We start from the raw sequence: 16306 nt of genomic DNA, 5'->3' as shown, positions 1-16306 counted from the left end.
CCCCAGCCCCGAACCTCCACCGAGTCCGCCGTGCCGGCCTCGCCGGGTCCCTCGATGGGACGCCTCGTCGGGGTGGACCTGGCCCGTGCGTTGGCGGTGTTCGGGATGTACGTCGTGCACATCGGTCCCCCGCTGTCGGCCACGGACGGCGTCGGCAGCTGGGTCCGGTACCTGGCGGAGGGGCACTCGTCGGTCCTGTTCGCCACCCTCGCCGGTTTCTCGCTGATGCTGATCGCAGGCCGCGGGGAGCCGAAGACCGGCCTGGCGGGCCGTCAGGCGAAGGCCCGGATCGCGATCCGCGCCCTGATGCTGCTGGCGCTGGGCACCGCGATGGCGATGGAATACGGCGGAGTGATCATCCTCGGCTTCTACGGGGTCTACTTCCTCCTCGCCCTGCCCCTGGTACGACTGCGGGCCAGGACGCTCGCGACCACCGCGGCCGCCCTCGCCGTCGTCACACCCCAGCTGGCCTTCGCCCTCAACTCGCTGCTGACCCAGCCGATCCAACAGAGCATCAACGCCCACGACCCGTTCCACCGGCTCAGCGAGGTGGGCGTGCTCGATCTGCTGCTCACGGGCTTCTACCCGGCGATCACGTGGATGCCGTTCGTGATCGCCGGTATGGCACTGGGCCGCCTCGACCTGTCCTCCGGCACTGTCCAGCGGCGCCTGGCCGCGCTCGGTGCCGCCCTCACCGTGACCGCGTACGGCATGTCCTTGCTGCTCGCCGGCCCGGGCGCGTTGAGGAGCCTCGCGGAGGACGGGCCGTCGTCCGGCAGCTCCGGATCGATGCTCCCCGACGGCGGGTCGTTCGAGTCCGATCAGCCGGCCTCGTTGCTGCTGACGGCCGGGCCGCACAGCGGCACCACGTTCGACATCGTCGGCAGCGTCGGAGTCGCGATCCTCGTGATCGTGGGCGCGACGGTGGCGATGGAACGCCTGCCGCGACTGCGCCGCCTGGCCAAACCGGTCATCGCCGTGGGCACCATGTCCCTGACCGCCTACGTCGGCCACTTCCTCGTACAGTCCGCGCTGTCCGTGCCCAGCGGGACCAGCACCCAGCAGTCCTGGGTACCGCTGCTCCTGTTCGTCCTCGGGGCGATCGTGTTCGCCGCCGTCTGGTCCCGCTTCTTCCGCCGCGGTCCCCTGGAGTACCTGCTCAACGCCGCCACCAAGCCGGCGAAGTACATCCGATGAAAGCGGCGCACTCGAAGATCGCCGGACAGCACTTCCGATTCCTCGCGTCCTGCCAGCGTTCCGAATCCGGCGCCATGTCCTCCCACACGCCACCTGCGGAGCCCTGCCCCACCCCGAACCAAGACATCCGTGCAGGTCAGAGTGACTCGAACTAACGCCGACAGTACCGGAGTTGAACTCACGAGCGGCGGATCCAACCCCGTGACCCAAAGTCTTGCATCCGCACCCCCGCTGAGACGTTTCCGCAGGTCACAGGTGTGCATGGTGGGGCGGGTGGGACTCGAACCCACGGCCGACGGATGATGAGTCCTTTGAGGATCTTGGCGGCCCTTGCCGATCATTGCCGATTCACGCCGTTCTTGCAGGTCAGACGTGCTGATCAGTGTCAGCCCTGTGCAGTGCTTGTCGGTCCGTTCCTGTCCTTGTGGCCCCTCAATGGCCCCTGGGAGCCAATGAGTTGGACGCATACCACAGCAGCAGCCGCGTCCGCCCAGTTCAGCCAAGGGGATAGAACCCTCGCAGAGCGGAGTCCCTTACCGACGCGATGATGCTCCTTCCCAGGTATCGGGGTGGAGCATCATCCCTGACATCAAGAGGCGATCCTGTCCACCGGACTGCGCATGGACCTGGGTCGCAGCGTGCCGATCGGCTCAACCGAGCACGACCAGGATCACGGCCTGGCGGAACGCAACGGTGTTGAGTTCCGGGGGCTGCGGAGATCTTGCTTTGAGTTGTTGGTGACGCGCTCCGTCCGCGATCCGGCGGCCTTCGGCGCGCTCATCGACGCATGGACGTGCGCACCCACCTACGCCGGTTCGGTGAACTGGTCGAACACCATCACCGCGGCCCGGGTGGCGAGGGACCAGCGGTCCCGTCCTTCCGGGTCCTCCAGGTTGGGATGTCCGGCGATCCAGCGCATGTGGAAGCCGTCGAGCAGGGCGGCGATGGTGGTGGCGAGGTGTTCGATCTTGTAGGGCGCGCGCATGCGCAGCCCGTAGGCGTCCAGCAGCGCCTGGTACGCCTCGCAGGCGACCTCGGTGAACGACTCGCCGTAGTGCCCCAGGGCGTCGCGGACGCGTGGGTTGGCGGCGCTGGCGTAGAAGCCGAGCAGCACGCGGTAGATCGGGTCCACTCGGTGGTTCTCGTGATTGTCCGTCAGGACGTCGTTGAGAGCCTCCTGCCAGGTCTTGCCGGTGTCGACCGCCTCCTTGAAACGGCGGATGCTCTCCGGCAGCCCCGGGACCAGTTCGGCCTGTCGGCTGGTGAGGTGGAAGAGGAGATCTGCCTGGAAGTCGGCCTGGGCGGGCCAGATCTGGTAGATGGATCCGGTCGTGATCGCCGGTGCGGTGTCGTCGCCCAGTCTCTCCCGCATGATGCGGGTGGCTTCCTCGGTGACCCGCTTGACGCGGATATGAGCAAGGGCTGCGGAGACGGCAGCCTCGCTCGTGTCGGAGGTGCCGGCGCAGACGAGCTGGGTTGCCGCTTCCAGCATGAGGGCCCGGGTCTCTTCGGGTGAGCGCCGAGGGAGCCTGCGTCTCACGGCGTGCTCCGTCATGTCCTTCCCCTCCCATTGCATGATCGTTAATTCGGTGTGAACGGGGGCGTTGACAGGGCGCCAGCGTACACCTAGATTCCCGATCCGTAAGAAAGTTACGAAACTCGAAAGCACCGATCACCTGGTCTTTCGAAGTTCCTCGGGCTGGACCGAGGCACCGGTCATCCCGGTGCGCCCTCCTGCCCCTCTGCTGCCTTCCGCGATCTCCCCGCATGCCGTGCCGGGCACCGCCCTGCCGTTTTCCGATCCTGGAGGATCCCGCATGCCCGCAATCTCACGCCCCCTCAGACTCGGCCTCGTCTCCGCCGCCATGGCGCCCCTGCTGGGCGTCGCCGCATGCGGCGGATCGGGCACCAACGCACCCTCGTCGTCCGGCGCCTCCGGGGGTGGCTCCTCCGCGACTTCGGACTCCCGCTCGGCGAGTGACGTCGTGACCGACTACCTCGGCTACGTCGGCGGAAAGGCGGGCAAGGCCGACGCCGGCCTCGACGCGGTCACCCTGGGCTGGGTGAACGTCGAAGGCGGCCCCGGCGGCAACCCCGAAGCCACCCTCGGTGCCCGTGCCGCGGTGAAGTACGTCAACGACAGGCTGGGCGGCATCGGCGGGCACCCGCTGAAGCTGAACGTCTGCACGGTGGTGTCCGCCGAGGAGGAGGGACAGAAGTGCGGCCAGCAACTGCTGGGCGACAAGGAGGTCTCCGCCATCGGCGTCGGCAATCTCTACCTCGGTGACGCCTCCTTCAACTCCGTGATCGCGGGCAAGAAGCCCGTGCTGGTCGGAGTGGCGACGGGCCCGACCATGCCCACCGCGAAGAACACCTTCAGCACGTTCGGCGACCTGCCGCACATCTTCGGCACCTGGGGCACGTACGCCCGTGACGTGCTGAAGGCGAAGACCGCGGCGGTGATCCACACGAACACTCCCGGCGACAAGATCGCCTCCGGGGCTGCTGTGAAGGGCCTGGAAGCCGCCGGCCTGAAGGTGAAGTCCGTCGGATTCGACGCGCAGTCCACCGACCTGATCGGCCCGGTCACCGCGGCCGGGGCGAACACCGCGGATGTCGTGGTGCCCATCTCCATCGGTGGCGGATGCGTCGGGATCGCCAAGGCACTGAAGCAGCTCAATGTCACCAAGCCGGTGGTCTCCACACCGCTGTGCATGTCCCCCGATGTCGCCCAGGGTCTCGGAGGGGACCTGCCCACCTGGACGTACGGCGTCGCCCAGACGCTGCCGATGGACCCCTCGGCCGCCGACTCCAAGGCGTTCCTGAAGGCCTCGGCAGAGGCCGGGCTGGGCAAGGACGACCAGTCCAAGGTGTTCGCGCCGCTGGGCTGGAGCACGATCCTGACGTACGCGAAGGTGCTCAACGCCATCGGCCCGGACAAGATCACCCCCGCGTCCGTGACCGAGCAGCTCAAGAAGTTCCCCGGGCCGGTCATCATGGGCGCCGCCGAGGTCACGTGCGGCAAGTACGCGGACGCCCCCGCCGTCTGCAACGACCAGGCGAGGTTCTACAAGTACGAGGGCAAGGGCCAGTTCAAGCCCCTGACCGACTGGATCCGCCCACCCCAGTGAGCCCCGCCCGCCTCCGCCCCCGCCGCTGCTGAGGCCGCACGCCCTCGCGGGACGCAGCCTCGGCAGCGCGGACTCACGGACTCGCGGACTCATGACAGGAGTCATGAAATTGGAACAGATCCTGCTCTTCGCCGTGCTCGGCCTCGGCCAGGGGGCACTGATCGCCGGCATCGCGCTCGGCGTCGTGGTCACCTACCGGGGCTCGGGCATCATCAACCTGTCCACCGGCGCCGTCGCCATGGCCTCGGCCTATGCCTTCTGGGCCCTGACCACCGGTTTCTTCGGGTTCACGCTGCCCGTCGGGCCCGCTCTCGTCGGGGCCCTCGCGGTCGCGCTCGCCGTCGGAGTGCTCACGGAGGTGGCGGTCTTCAAGCCGCTGAGAACTGTCTCGCCCCTGGCCAAACTCGCGGCCTCCCTCGGCATCCTGCTCACCCTGCAGGCCACCGTGCTCCTGGTCTTCGGGGTTCAGCCGCAGCAGGCACCGAGCATTCTTCCGGCCGGCACCGTCACCATGCTGGGCATCACCACACCTTCCGACCGCTTCGGCCTGGCCGGACTGGTCGTCGTGATCGCCCTGGTTCTCGGGGCCCTGTACCGGTGGAGCCGCTTCGGCCTGGCCACTCGCGCGGCCGCGGAGAACGAACAGGCCGCACTTCTGGCGGGTCTGTCACCCAACAGCGTCTCGATGGCCAACACACTCCTGGCCGCCCTGATCGCCGGACTGCTCGGTGTCCTGGCCGCGCCCATCGTCCAGGTCGACTCCATGACGCTCCCCCTGCAGGTGGTCCCGGCCCTGGCCGCCGCCCTCTTCGCCGGGTTCACCTCGCTGTGGATCGCCTGCACCGCGGGCATCCTCATCGGAGTGCTCCAGTCGATCGTGTACTACCTGTCCACGCAGAGCTGGTTCCCGACCGACAGCGGCAACGCCATGCCCGGCCTCCAGCAGCTCCTCGTCTTCGCCCTGATGGTCGTCGCCCTGTATGTGCGGGGTGCCGGTCTGCCGCGCCGCGGTGAACTCGTCGAACAGCGACTGCCCGCGGTGCCGCTGCCCGAGCGGCTGCTACGTCCCGCCCTGATGGCCACCGCGGTCGCCGTCGCCGCACTGATCGTGCTCCCGTTCGACTTCCGCCAGGCACTCACGAACTCGATGATCGGCATGGTCATCGTCCTGTCGTACGTCGTCATCACCGGCTACGTCGGACAGATCTCCGTGATGCAGCTCGCGATCTCCGGAACCGCGGGCTTCGTCCTCTCCCACCTCTCGGTCGGGTGGGGGATCCCGTTCCCGTTCTCCGCCCTCGGCGCGATGGTGCTGGCCACCCTGCTCGGAGTGGCCGCGGGCGTCTCCGCCCTGCGGGTGCGGGGTGTGAGCCTGGCCGTCGTCACCCTGGCCGCGGCCCTGGCCATGGAGCAGGCGCTGTTCAACAACACCTGGTTCGGCGGGACGGCCGGAGTGTCCGTACCCCCGCCGCGCCTGTTCGGGACCGACCTCGGACCGAAGGCGGACTTCCGCGGCCTGGACGGCAACGAACCCAGCCCCATGTTCGGCTTCCTCGTCCTGGCCGTCACCGTCGCCCTCGGACTGTACGTCGCCCATCTCAGGCGCACCGGACTCGGCCGGCGCATGCTCGCCGTCCGCTCCAACGAGCGCGCCGCCGCGGCAGCCGGTGTCGACGTGCGGGCCGTGAAGATTGCCGCATTCGCGATCAGTTCCTTCATCGCCAGCGCCGCCGGCACCCTCTACGGCTACAACTTCGGCTCGATCAGCGCCGCCCGCTTCACCGCTCTGGCCGCCCTCGGCCTGATCGGATTCGCCTACATCGGCGGCATCACCATGGTGTCCGGAGCCGTGATCGCGGGGCTGATGTCCACCGAGGCGCTGCTGCCCCACGCACTGGACAAGTGGTTCGGGATCAAGGGGACCTGGGCCCTGCTCTTCGGCGGCGTCTCCCTGATCGTGACGCTGATCGCCAACCCCGACGGCATCGCGGGCGCCGCCCACCGCCGGAGGACGGCGAAGAGGGCGAAACGCGCGGCGGCCACGACGGGACCACCGAGCGACAGCGCATCCACCGTCGGCTCCCCGGAGATCCGCCTCGGCCGTACCGCTGCCGACGCCAAGGAGGTCGCATCGTGAACGTGCTCTCTGTCCAGCAGTTGGGCGTCAGTTACGGCGGCGTCCACGCGCTCAGCGATGTCTCCCTGGAGGTCGGCGAGGGCCAACTCGTGGGGCTCATCGGCCCCAACGGGGCCGGCAAGACCACCTTCGTGGACGCGGTCACCGGCCTCGTCACCGCCCGGGGAAGGGTGGAACTGGACGGCAAGGACCTGACCGGACGGCCGCCCCATGTACGGGCCCGCCGAGGACTCGCCCGCACCTTCCAGAGCAGCGAACTCTTCGAAGACCTCACGGTCACGGAGAACCTCCAGGTCACGGCGGACCCTTCGACGTGGTGGACCGCGCTCGGCGAGACCTTCGGCCGCCGTCCGCCCTCGAACCCCGCTGTCCCGGAGGCCCTCTCGGCCCTGGGGCTGGAGGACCTGGCCGACGCCTCGGCAAGCGAGCTGTCTCAGGGCAGACGCAAACTCGTCGGTGTGGCACGGGCGTTGGCGGCCCGGCCCCGCGTCATCTGTCTCGACGAACCCGCGGCCGGCCTGGACACGACGGAGAGCGCCGAACTCGGACACAGACTGCGCGCGGTCGCTGACGCCGGCACCGCGCTGCTCCTCATCGACCACGACATGAGCCTCGTAATGGGGATCTGCGACCACATCGTCGTCCTGGAGTTCGGCAAGGTGATCGCCTCCGGGACACCGGCACAGATCCGAACCGACCCCGCCGTCATCGCCGCCTACCTCGGGGCTTCCGCCGCCCAGCCCGCCACCGCGTCCGGCACTTCGGGCGATGGCTCCGCCAAGGCCCTCACCAGCACACCGGAGACATCATGAGTACCCCAGTCCTCGAGGTGGCCGGCCTCACCGCCGGATACGACGGAGCCGCTGTCATCCGCGGAATTGACCTCGAAGTGGGCGCGGGAGAAGTCGTCGCCCTCCTCGGGGCCAACGGAGCGGGGAAGACCACCACGCTCAAGGCCGTCTCCGCGCTGCTGCGTCCTCTCGCCGGCACGATCACCTTCAACGGAACGGACATCGGCAGGATTCCGGCAGCGACGCGCGCCCGCCTCGGCATCGCCCACGTCCCGGAAGGACGCGGCATCTTCTCCGGCCTCACGGTGGCGGAACACCTGCGCCTCTGTCACCGGGGCGAGCGCCTCGACCAGACGGCCGCCGAGCGTTACTTCCCCGCCCTGTCCCGCCTCCAGGACCGCAAGGCAGGACTGCTCTCCGGCGGCGAGCAGCAGATGCTCGCCATGGGACGAGCCCTGGCCCGCGGCCCCAAGCTGCTCCTGTTCGACGAGCTCAGCCTCGGCCTGGCACCCATCATCGTCGAGGAGCTGCTGCCCATCGTCAGGCGCTTCGCCGACGACACCGGCTGCGGGGTACTGCTCGTCGAACAGCACGTCGGGCTCGCCCTCGACATCGCCGACCGCGGCTACGTCCTCTCCCACGGCGAGATCACCACGCACGCCACGGCCCGGGAACTCCGGGCCGACCAGTCCCGGATCGTCGCCGGCTACCTCGGCGAACAGCACGCCTGACTCTGCCGGGCGACCCCAACCTCCGTACACCACAACCCCCGTGAGCCTGAACCGCCCGGGCAGCCCACCCCTCCGACCCGGCCGGGCGCTCAGGGCTGCCCCCGCGTATCCAAGACAAGGAGTCCGATGTTCACCTTCGACAGCGAAGAGGGCGTCCAGATCCACGTGCACGTATGGAAGCCGGACACCCCACCGCGAGCCGTCGTGCAGATAGCCCACGGCATGGGAGAGCACGCCGGCCGTTACGCCCCCCTCGCGGCGGAGCTGACCGCTCAGGGCTACGCCGTCTATGCCAACGATCACCGCGGACACGGGCTGAGCAGGCACGCCGAGCCCGGTCATCTCGGGGACGACGGCTGGAACCGACTCGTCGGTGACCTGGTCACCCTGTCGGAGACCATCCGCGAGCAGCACCCCGGCCTGCCCCTGGTGCTGCTCGGGCACAGCCTCGGTTCCTTCGCCTCGCAGCAGTACGTCCTGGACCATGCCCACCTGATCGACGCACTCGCCCTCGCCGGTACCACCGCGGTCGACGTGATGCTCGCGGCACAGGCACAGGAGGCCGCGGAGGGAGGAGACCCGTTGCTCGCGCTCAACGAGGCGTTCCAGCCCAGCCGCACGCCGTTCGACTGGCTCAGCCGGGACGAACCGGCCGTCGACGCCTACCTCGCCGACCCGATGTGCGGCTTCAGCCTCGACGCCCAGGGCATGGCCGACATCACCATCGCCTCCACGTCACTTGCCCAGCCCAAGGGCATCCCGGCGGATCTGCCCATCTGCGTCCTGGTCGGGGATCACGACCCGCTGAACGCCGATCTCTCACGCAGCGACCTGCTTGTCGAACGCTACGGCGAGGCCGGCCTCGACGACGTGACGTACCTCAGATACCCCGAAGCCCGCCACGAACTGTTCCACGAGACCAACAAACAGGAGATCGTCAGCGACCTGCTGACCTGGCTGAACCGCGTCCTCGCCCGCTCGGCGCTGGAGACAGATTCCCGCTGAGCTGGCGGAGAGGGGCTCATAGTCGCGGGCCGGACGTCGGCGGGGCATGATCCTTCCCCGGCTGGTCGCGGGCCTTGGTCGGTTACTGCTTTCCTGGCGAAGCTGCCGGTGTCGATCTCGGTGAGGGTGCCGAGCTTGACGGAGCATCTCCGCTTGGCGCGGGTGCCTTCGATGTTCCTGGGCAGCAGTTCGCGGTCGAGGGCTTCGCAGACATCACGTGCCCGCAGCGGACCGGGCCTCATTGAAGACGGCGGATGGGGGTAGCAGGTCGGGCGAGGCGGGCTGGGCGGGAAGCCTGTACGAGTAGATTCCGCCCGCGCCCGCACCATCAGCGACACCAGAACCGCTCACTCACGAACCCCTCTCCCAGCCGGGCGGCGGCAGCCCGGTGATCCAGAAGTCGCCCAGTACCCCGGTGGCCCGCCACCACACCGCACCGACCCCGCCGCCCAAGGCCAGAGCAGCGTAGGCGCAGGTCCCCAGGCAGCCACTTCCGCTGACCTGCGTCCCATCAGCGTCCCAACTTCGGCGTCCACCCTCTCGCAGCGTCCACCCGCGGCGGCTTGCGCCGACAGTGGGCTGATACGTCCATGCAGGTCAGAGCGGTTCCAACCAACGCCGATCACAACGCCCTTGAACTCACGAGCAGCGGATTCAATCCGTTGGCCCAAAGCCCTGAATCCGCACGCCCGCTGAGACGTTTCCGCAGGTCATAAGGCTGCACAGTGGGGCGAGTGGGACTCGAACCCACGGCCGACGGATTACGAGTCCTTTGAGGATCTTGGCGACCCTTGTCGATCAATGCTCATCCTGGCCGTTTTCCCAGGTCGGCGCCTGTTTGGCGCCGTACTCCTTCTCGGCCCTTGTCAGCCTTTTCCGATCCTTGTGTCCAACCCACCCCGGCCGTCGGGGCGGAGCCTCTATGACCGGTGTCGTTGGCTGTCAACGGCCAGGACGTCTACCGGTGCAGAGCCAGCCTTCAGGCTGACCGTCCTTCGCGGGCATACCGGGCCGTTAGAAAGGCGCTCTCGACGGTGAGCACGCATTCCGCCCGGCGAAAGGGCCGCCACCATACGGTTTGCCTCCGCTCGCGCGGAGGGCAGGCGAACGCCTGCACCGGCCCGTGCCCGATGGTCGGTTCACCTCCGCGCGAGCGGAGGTGAACCGCCCGCCACGGGCTCAAGCACGACGCTCCAGCACCCCTCTACGCAGGAATTCACCGCCGGACAGGTCGTTCGTGCAAGTCCCCGGCTTGTCCCTGGATCGGCGATGACTCCCAGGGCGCGGGGGCGGCGTGTTCCCAGGCCTGTCGCGAAGTGTCCGACAGGTCGGTTCAGAAGGGGTAGTGCGCTTGCTGCGTGGCGATGGTCACCCAGCGGGTGTTGGAGAACGCTTCGACCCCCCAACGGCCGCCGAAGCGCCCGTACCCGGAGGCCTTCGCTCCACCGAACGGGGCTTGCGGCTCGTCGGCCACCGACTGGTCGTTGATGTGCACGATGCCCGTACGGATCCGGCGCGCCACCGTCAGTCCGTGGGTGGCGTTCTCTGTGATGATGCCGCAGGTCAGGCCGTTGTCGGTGTCGTTGGCGAGGACCACCGCGGTGTCGTCGTCGGTGAAGGTCTCGATCACGCAGACCGGGCCGAACGCCTCCGCGTGGTACAGGTCCGCGTCCCTCGGGACATAGGAGAGGACGGTCGCCGGGTGGACCGCGCCGTCCGGTTCACCGCCGCCGAGCAGGACCTTCGCGCCCTTGGCCACGGCGTCCGCGACCAGGCCGGCCACCCGCCGGGCGGCCTGTGCGCTCACCAGCGGGCCCACGACCGTGTACGGCTCCCCGGGGTCGCCGGCCGGCAGCGAACCCGCCTTCGCGGTGAACTTCCGGGTGAACTCCTCCGCCAGGGACTCGTGGACGAGGATCCGGTCGCCGGACATGCAGATCTGCCCGGCGTTCATGAACACGCTGAACGTCACGGCGTCCACGGCATAGTCCACGTCCGCGTCGTCAAGGACGAGCACCGCGTTCTTGCCGCCCAACTCCAGTACCGCGGGCTTGAGGTGACGGGCCGCCAGCTCTCCGACGATCCGTCCGACAGCGGTGGAGCCGGTGAAGTTCACCGCCCGCACCCGCTCGTCGGCGATCAGCGTCTCGGCGATCTCGGCCGCGTCCTCACGGGCGTTGGTGATGACGTTGAGCACGCCGTCCGGCAGCCCGGCCTCCCGCAGCACGTCGGCGACCAGCAGCCCGCAGGCGATCGGCGCGTCCTCGCTCGCCTTGACGACGACCGTGTTGCCCGCGGCCAGCGGCGCCGCCACGGCGCGCACGCCCAGGATGACCGGCGCGTTCCAGGGCGCGAACGCCGCGACCACGCCCAGCGGTTCGCGTACCGCCAGGCCCAGCGCGCCCTGCTCCTGCGTGCTGAGCACCTCACCGCGCGGCGCGGTGATCGCGGCCGCCGCCTCGCGCAGGATGTTCGCCGCCAGCATCACGTTGAAGAATGCCCATGGCCGTGTGCCGCCCGCCTCCTGCGCCATCAGGTCGGCGACCTGTCCGCCCCGCCCGTCCAGCAGGTCGGCTGCCTTGAGGAAGATCGCCCGACGGGCGAAGGGGGCCAGCGCGGCCCACTCCTCGAACGCCGCGTCGGCCGCGTCCACGGCACGTACGACGTCCTCGGGACCGGCGGCGGCGACGGTGGCGTACACCTCCCCGGTGAAGGGGTTGATGTCCTCGGTGGTCCGGCCGGAGGCGGCGGGCACGTCTCTTCCGGCGATGTAAAGGTCTCGGGTGATGGCCATGAGGTCGATCTCCTTGCTACGTAGCGTCGTTGATACGTGGTGATACGTCATCAGTTGTGTCAGGACGGTTGAGCCACGGCCTGGTCGGTCAGATCGGCGGCGCCCGCCTCGACACGGTCGGCGGCCCGGACCATGCCGGCCGCTTCCTCCTCCGGCAGGTCCCAGGCCGCGATGCGGCGTACGCCCTCGGGCCCGAGCTCGACGGGCACGGTGAGGCTGGTGCCGTGCACGCCGTACTCGCCGTCCAGCACGACGGAGGCGGGGACGAGGGTCCCGGAGCCGGTGGCGATCAACTCGATGAGACGGGCGGTGCCCAGGCCGGTGGTCCAGGTGGAGGTGCGGCCCGAGTCGAGGGCGACGTGCTTGGAGTACCAGGTGTCCACGTACTCCTCGGCGGCCGTGCGCTGCTCGTCGGTGAGCACGACGGGCCCCCCGCCGACCCTGACCCGGCTGTACAGCGGGACCTGGCCCTCGCCGTGCTCGCCGAGCATCCAGGCGTCGACGTCCTTCGGCGGCACGCCGAGCGCGAACGCGATGCCGGTGCGCAGCCGGAGGCTGTCGTTGAGGGTGTAGCCGATCAGCCGCTCGCGCGGCAGCCAGCCCTGCCGGTGCACCCAGGTCAGCAGCGGGTCCACGGGATTGGTGAGCATGAGCACCAGTCCGCCGAAGTCCGCTCCCGCCTCCCGCAGGGGACGCAGGCACTCGTTCACGACCCGCGCGTTGTCGGCGAGGAAGACGGAACGGGAGGAGTTCAGCCGCAGCGGGACGGCGGCGCTGAGCACGACCACGTCGGCGTCGAGGACGTCCTCGGGGGTGCCGCCCCGCACGGTGTCGGCGGTGGCGCCGAGGCCGAGGGCGTTCTCCAGGTCCATGGTGTGGCTGGTGATCATGTTCGGGCGGGTGTCGACGAGCACGATCTCGTACGTCCCCTGTGCGGAGAGCAGGTTGAACGCGGCGGAGGAGCCGATGCCGCCGGCGCCTCCGATGATGACGACCTTCACGGGTCTGTGCCTTCCGTTCAGCGGGTCAGGAGGAGTAGTGGGCGTCGGCCTCGACGGCGACCTCGAGCACGAGCGGCTCACGCCGGTCCGCCAGTGTCGGCAGGACCTTGTCCAGGACGGACAGCAACGCGGTGTGGTCCTCGACCCGTTCGGCCGGGCAGCCCAGGCCCTTGGCCAGGGTCGACACGCTCAGCTCGGTGAAGGCGGGCCAGGCCGGGGCGGTGGCGCCCTCGCGCTCGGAGAGGCGGTCCATGATCGCGTAGCGGCCGTTGGCGAGGACGACGAACAGGACGCCGATGTCGTAGTGGGCGGCGCTCCACAGGGCCTGGACCGAGTAGAGGGAGGAGCCGTCGCCGAGCACGGCCACGACGGGCCGGTCCGGGGCGCCGTGGCGGACGCCGATCGCGGCCGGCATGGCGAAGCCCAGTCCGCCCATGGCCGCGCTGAGGAAGCCGAGGGGCGCGCGGGCGGGCAGCAGCCGGTGCAGGTCCGGGCGGCTGGAGGGGGTTTCCTCCACCACCACCGCATTCGGGTCGAGCCGCTCGGCGAGGGCGGCCAGCACGTGGGCTGGCCGCAGGGGCTCCCCGGGGGCGGGCGGCTGGGGTGCCGTCGGCCGGTTCGGCGCCGAGGAACGCGGGACGGCGGGCACCAGTGGGGCCAACCGGCGTACGGCGTCGGCCGGTTCGGCGAGCAGCACCAGCTCCCCCGGGCTGCGGTGGGCCTCCTCCGGGTCGTCCGTGATGACGGCGACCCGGGTGCCCGGCTCGGTGAAGTCGCCGGGGGCGTAGGTGTATTGGCGGAACGCGGCGGCTCCGACGGTGAGGACCGTGTCGTACGGTGCGAGCACCTCGCGCAGTGCGGGGCGCACCGCAGGCAGGTGACCGGCGAAGAGACGGTGGTCCTGGGGGAAGCCGGCGCGGGCGCCGAACGGCTCCTGGTAGACCGGGCAGTCCAGGCGCTCGGCCAGCGCGACGAGGGCCTCCCAGCCGTCCGCCGTGTCGTTGCCCGCGCCCGCCACCAGACAGGGCGAGTCGGCGGCCGTCAGCAGCGTGGCAAGGGCGGACAGGGCGTCGTCGGAGGCCGTACGACCGCCTCGTACCGCGAGCGGTCCGCGCGGCGCGGCCTGGGCGACGTCGTCGTCGGCCTCGGCGAACCAGTCGTCCATCGGGACGACGACGACCGCCGGACCACGGCCTTCCTGGGCCTCGTGCCAGGCGCGGGCGACAGCGCCGGGGACGTCCTGCGGACGGGCCGGCGTGTGCTGCCACACGGGGTACTCTCCCGCGAGGCCGTCCAACCGCCCGGCCAGGAACGGTTCGTGGGCGAGGTGCCGGCGGTCCTGCTGGCCCACGATCACCACCAGGGGCGCGCGGTTCGCACGGGCGGTGGCCAGGGCGCTGACCGCATTGCCGTAGCCGGCGGTGGTGTGCAGCAGTACGAGCGCGGGGCGACCGGTGGCCAGCGCGCTGCCGGAAGCCATCCCGACGACCGAGCCCTCGTGCAGGCCGAGCACGAAGGAGATGTCGGCGGGCAGATCGGCGAGGAAACCGACCTCGGTGGAGCCCGGATTGCTGAAGAGGGTGGTGAGGTCGTACTGGCGCAGGACGTCGAAGGTCTGTTCCTTGACGGTCCTGGGGTGGGCGGCCGTGGTCATCGCGGGTCCCCTTTCTGGCAGGACTGGACGCTAAGCCGCCCAACCCCGGGGGACCACGGGCACGTTCGCTATGCGAAACGTGCCGTACGTGAGTCGGTCGCCGAGTCGGCGGACGAGTCACTCGACCCCGGGCAGGACCGCTCCGGTGGACAGCTCTCCGCGCAGCCGGCCGGTGATGAGGCGGGCGGTGTCGAGGACTGCCTCGATCTGTGGCGGGCCGGGGTGTTCGACGGTGAAGGCGATCGACACGGCGGCGACGGCTTGGCCGGGCGCCGACACGACCGGCGCCGAGATCGTCCCGAGGCCGCGCACGACCTCGTTGCGTGTGGTGGCGTAGCCGCAGGCGCGGGCCCGGCTGATCTCCGGTCGCTCACCGAGCAGTTGCGGCTCGGCGGACAGCATGGCGATGCCCGGGGAGCCCAGGGTCAGCGGATGCCGGTCGCCGGGGCTGTAGACGGTGCGCGAGCGGGTGCTCTCGACCTCGACGGAGACCAGTGTGACCGCTTCTTCGCCGTCCCGGACGACGAAGAAGGAGGTCAGGCCCACGCGCGCGGCCAGCTTGGCGATCTCCGGTTTGGCGATGCGCTGGAGCATGGGCAGGGTGCGCCGGCCCAGTGACTGGGCGCGGGTGCCGATGACGTACCCGTGGGTGGTGTGCGCGACCAGGTGGTGGTCCTGGAGGGTGCGCAGCAGCCGGTAGACGATCGAGCGGTGCAGCCCCATCTGCTGGCTCAGTTCGGCCAGCGTCAGCGGTACGTCCGACAGCGCGATCACTTCCAGGAGCCTGAGCCCCCGGTCCAGGGTCTGGACGGGGGGCCGGCCCGGGGGCGGGGAGTCTTCGGCAGGCCGGGTCATGGCTCGGGGATCTCGTCGTCCAGCGCCGGGAACACGGTCTCGGCGGGGCTTCCCTCCCGGACCACGGGCCGGCGCGGTTCGCGACGGTGAACGAGGTAGGTGGCGTCGGCGCGTGCGTAGTGCCCGGCCGGGTCGTAGGCGTTCTTCGCGAGGTCGATCTCGTCGAGGTCGATGTCGGCGTACACCAGCGCCTCCTCACCCTCGTCGAGGTCCTTGGTGAGGGTACGCCCGTCGGGGCCGAAGATCCGGGAGCAGCCGCCGCCGGCCGTGAGCAGACGGCGCTGCTCGGGGGTGGACGCGGACACGTCGATGCCGGCCGGGGAGATGACCTGGGTGGCCATCAGGACGAAGGCGCTGCCCTCGATGGCGTACACCTGGGTCGCGGCGATGTTGGCCTCGGCGCTGAGCTGGAAGGCGAGGTCGCGGTAGAGACCGAAACACGGCCAACTGGCGATGTGCACCTGCTCGTTCTGCGCATACAGGGCGTACTTGCTGAGCGGCTGGACGTGCTCGGCGCAGTTCAGGGCGCCGAGCCGGCCGAGCGCGCTGTCGACGACCTTGAGGTCGCTGCCGTCGCCCTCGCCGAACAGGCTGCGCTCGACATGGGTCGGCTTGAGCTTGCGGCGGTGCAGGAGCACGCTGCCGTCGGCGGCGATCACGGTCTGGGTGATGTAGAGGCTGCCGTGGTCCTTCTCGCTGTATCCGAGCGCGACGGTGATGCCGTGCTGTCGGGCTGCGCGGCGGATCGTGGTCATCCCGTCGCTGTCGGGGGCGAGCGAGGCGGCGTGGTAGCGGCCGACGAAGGGGACCTGGTCGGCGACCGCGCCCAGCCACAGGAAGTGCGGGTAGCCGGGGATCCACACTTCGGGGAAGGCGATGAGCGAGGCCCCGCCCCGGGCCGCTTCCGCGATCAGGTCGACGGTCTTGGCGACCCCGGCCTCCGCGTCGAGCCAGGCGGGCTCGGCCTGGACGGCCGCGGCCTTGAAGCGGCGAGTGGTCTCTGTCATGTC

The 16306-nt window shown here is 70.0% G+C and carries 12 protein-coding genes; 6 read left to right on the top strand and 6 right to left on the bottom strand.

The window, feature by feature from the left end; all coding sequences use genetic code 11:
• Window positions 1–54 precede the first annotated feature (54 nt).
• Window positions 55–1197, top strand: coding sequence for a DUF418 domain-containing protein (locus ACFY1L_RS12635; protein ID WP_388822305.1), 1143 nt, complete (start codon window positions 55–57; stop codon window positions 1195–1197).
• 805 nt (window positions 1198–2002) lie between these two features.
• Here the strand turns inward: ACFY1L_RS12635 and ACFY1L_RS12630 are convergent.
• A complete protein-coding gene (locus ACFY1L_RS12630) occupies window positions 2003–2689 on the bottom strand; it encodes a hypothetical protein (RefSeq protein ID WP_388822302.1) in 687 nt (228 codons plus the stop codon).
• Window positions 2690–3014: 325 nt separating this feature from the next.
• On the opposite strand from ACFY1L_RS12630, the gene ACFY1L_RS12625 reads away from it, so the two are divergent.
• The 5 genes from ACFY1L_RS12625 (at window position 3015) to ACFY1L_RS12605 (ending at window position 8992) form a co-directional block, all read left to right on the top strand.
• On the top strand, window positions 3015–4328 hold the full coding sequence (locus ACFY1L_RS12625) for an ABC transporter substrate-binding protein (protein ID WP_388822299.1): 1314 nt from the start codon (window positions 3015–3017) through the stop codon (window positions 4326–4328).
• 103 nt (window positions 4329–4431) lie between these two features.
• On the top strand, window positions 4432–6465 hold the full coding sequence (locus tag ACFY1L_RS12620) for a branched-chain amino acid ABC transporter permease (RefSeq protein WP_388822296.1): 2034 nt from the start codon (window positions 4432–4434) through the stop codon (window positions 6463–6465).
• Window positions 6462–7277, top strand: a complete 816-nt coding sequence (locus ACFY1L_RS12615) for an ABC transporter ATP-binding protein (RefSeq protein WP_388822293.1) — start codon at window positions 6462–6464, stop codon at window positions 7275–7277. The genes ACFY1L_RS12620 and ACFY1L_RS12615 overlap by 4 nt, the downstream gene beginning before the upstream one ends.
• Window positions 7274–7987 (top strand): ABC transporter ATP-binding protein, encoded by a 714-nt coding sequence (locus tag ACFY1L_RS12610; protein WP_388822291.1) that lies wholly within the window; start codon window positions 7274–7276, stop codon window positions 7985–7987. The genes ACFY1L_RS12615 and ACFY1L_RS12610 overlap by 4 nt, the downstream gene beginning before the upstream one ends.
• 126 nt (window positions 7988–8113) lie before the next feature.
• Window positions 8114–8992, top strand: coding sequence for an alpha/beta hydrolase (locus ACFY1L_RS12605; RefSeq protein ID WP_388822288.1), 879 nt, complete (start codon window positions 8114–8116; stop codon window positions 8990–8992).
• 1333 nt (window positions 8993–10325) lie between these two features.
• Here ACFY1L_RS12605 and ACFY1L_RS12600 read toward each other — a convergent pair.
• The 5 genes from ACFY1L_RS12600 to ACFY1L_RS12580 all read right to left on the bottom strand — a co-directional run bounded on the left by ACFY1L_RS12600 (window position 10326) and on the right by ACFY1L_RS12580 (window position 16303).
• On the bottom strand, window positions 10326–11786 hold the full coding sequence (locus tag ACFY1L_RS12600; protein ID WP_388822285.1) for an aldehyde dehydrogenase family protein: 1461 nt from the start codon (window positions 11784–11786) through the stop codon (window positions 10326–10328).
• 59 nt (window positions 11787–11845) lie between these two features.
• Window positions 11846–12787: a malate dehydrogenase gene (locus ACFY1L_RS12595; protein WP_388822282.1), complete on the bottom strand. Its 942-nt coding sequence runs from the start codon at window positions 12785–12787 to the stop codon at window positions 11846–11848.
• 25 nt (window positions 12788–12812) lie between these two features.
• Complete coding sequence (locus tag ACFY1L_RS12590) at window positions 12813–14441, bottom strand: thiamine pyrophosphate-dependent enzyme (RefSeq protein ID WP_388822279.1); 1629 nt, start codon at window positions 14439–14441, stop codon at window positions 12813–12815.
• A gap of 117 nt (window positions 14442–14558) precedes the next feature.
• Window positions 14559–15296: an IclR family transcriptional regulator gene (locus tag ACFY1L_RS12585; RefSeq protein WP_388822277.1), complete on the bottom strand. Its 738-nt coding sequence runs from the start codon at window positions 15294–15296 to the stop codon at window positions 14559–14561.
• The gene (locus ACFY1L_RS12580) at window positions 15293–16303 is read right to left on the bottom strand and encodes a carbon-nitrogen hydrolase family protein (protein ID WP_388822274.1); all 1011 of its coding nucleotides are present in this window, start codon (window positions 16301–16303) and stop codon (window positions 15293–15295) included. Before ACFY1L_RS12580 ends, ACFY1L_RS12585 begins: the two co-directional genes overlap by 4 nt.
• Between the last annotated feature and the right edge of the window lie 3 nt (window positions 16304–16306).

Source organism: Streptomyces sp. NPDC001663 (assembly GCF_042893105.1).
Lineage (GTDB): Bacteria > Actinomycetota > Actinomycetes > Streptomycetales > Streptomycetaceae > Streptomyces.
The sequence above is the reverse complement of the archived record's forward strand: the minus strand, read 5'-3'. Positions and strand labels throughout refer to the sequence as shown.

What these genes read in the sequence shown, in the direction of transcription:
- ACFY1L_RS12635 (WP_388822305.1), top strand. Translation starts at nt 55, where the DNA reads ATGGGACGCCTCGTCGGGGTGGACCTGGCCCGTGCGTTGGCGGTGTTC.
- ACFY1L_RS12630 (WP_388822302.1), bottom strand. Translation starts at nt 2,689, where the DNA reads ATGCTGGAAGCGGCAACCCAGCTCGTCTGCGCCGGCACCTCCGACACG.
- ACFY1L_RS12625 (WP_388822299.1), top strand. Translation starts at nt 3,015, where the DNA reads ATGCCCGCAATCTCACGCCCCCTCAGACTCGGCCTCGTCTCCGCCGCC.
- ACFY1L_RS12620 (WP_388822296.1), top strand. Translation starts at nt 4,432, where the DNA reads ATGAAATTGGAACAGATCCTGCTCTTCGCCGTGCTCGGCCTCGGCCAG.
- ACFY1L_RS12610 (WP_388822291.1), top strand. Translation starts at nt 7,274, where the DNA reads ATGAGTACCCCAGTCCTCGAGGTGGCCGGCCTCACCGCCGGATACGAC.
- ACFY1L_RS12605 (WP_388822288.1), top strand. Translation starts at nt 8,114, where the DNA reads ATGTTCACCTTCGACAGCGAAGAGGGCGTCCAGATCCACGTGCACGTA.
- ACFY1L_RS12600 (WP_388822285.1), bottom strand. Translation starts at nt 11,786, where the DNA reads ATGGCCATCACCCGAGACCTTTACATCGCCGGAAGAGACGTGCCCGCC.
- ACFY1L_RS12590 (WP_388822279.1), bottom strand. Translation starts at nt 14,441, where the DNA reads ATGACCACGGCCGCCCACCCCAGGACCGTCAAGGAACAGACCTTCGAC.
- ACFY1L_RS12585 (WP_388822277.1), bottom strand. Translation starts at nt 15,296, where the DNA reads ATGACCCGGCCTGCCGAAGACTCCCCGCCCCCGGGCCGGCCCCCCGTC.
- ACFY1L_RS12580 (WP_388822274.1), bottom strand. Translation starts at nt 16,303, where the DNA reads ATGACAGAGACCACTCGCCGCTTCAAGGCCGCGGCCGTCCAGGCCGAG.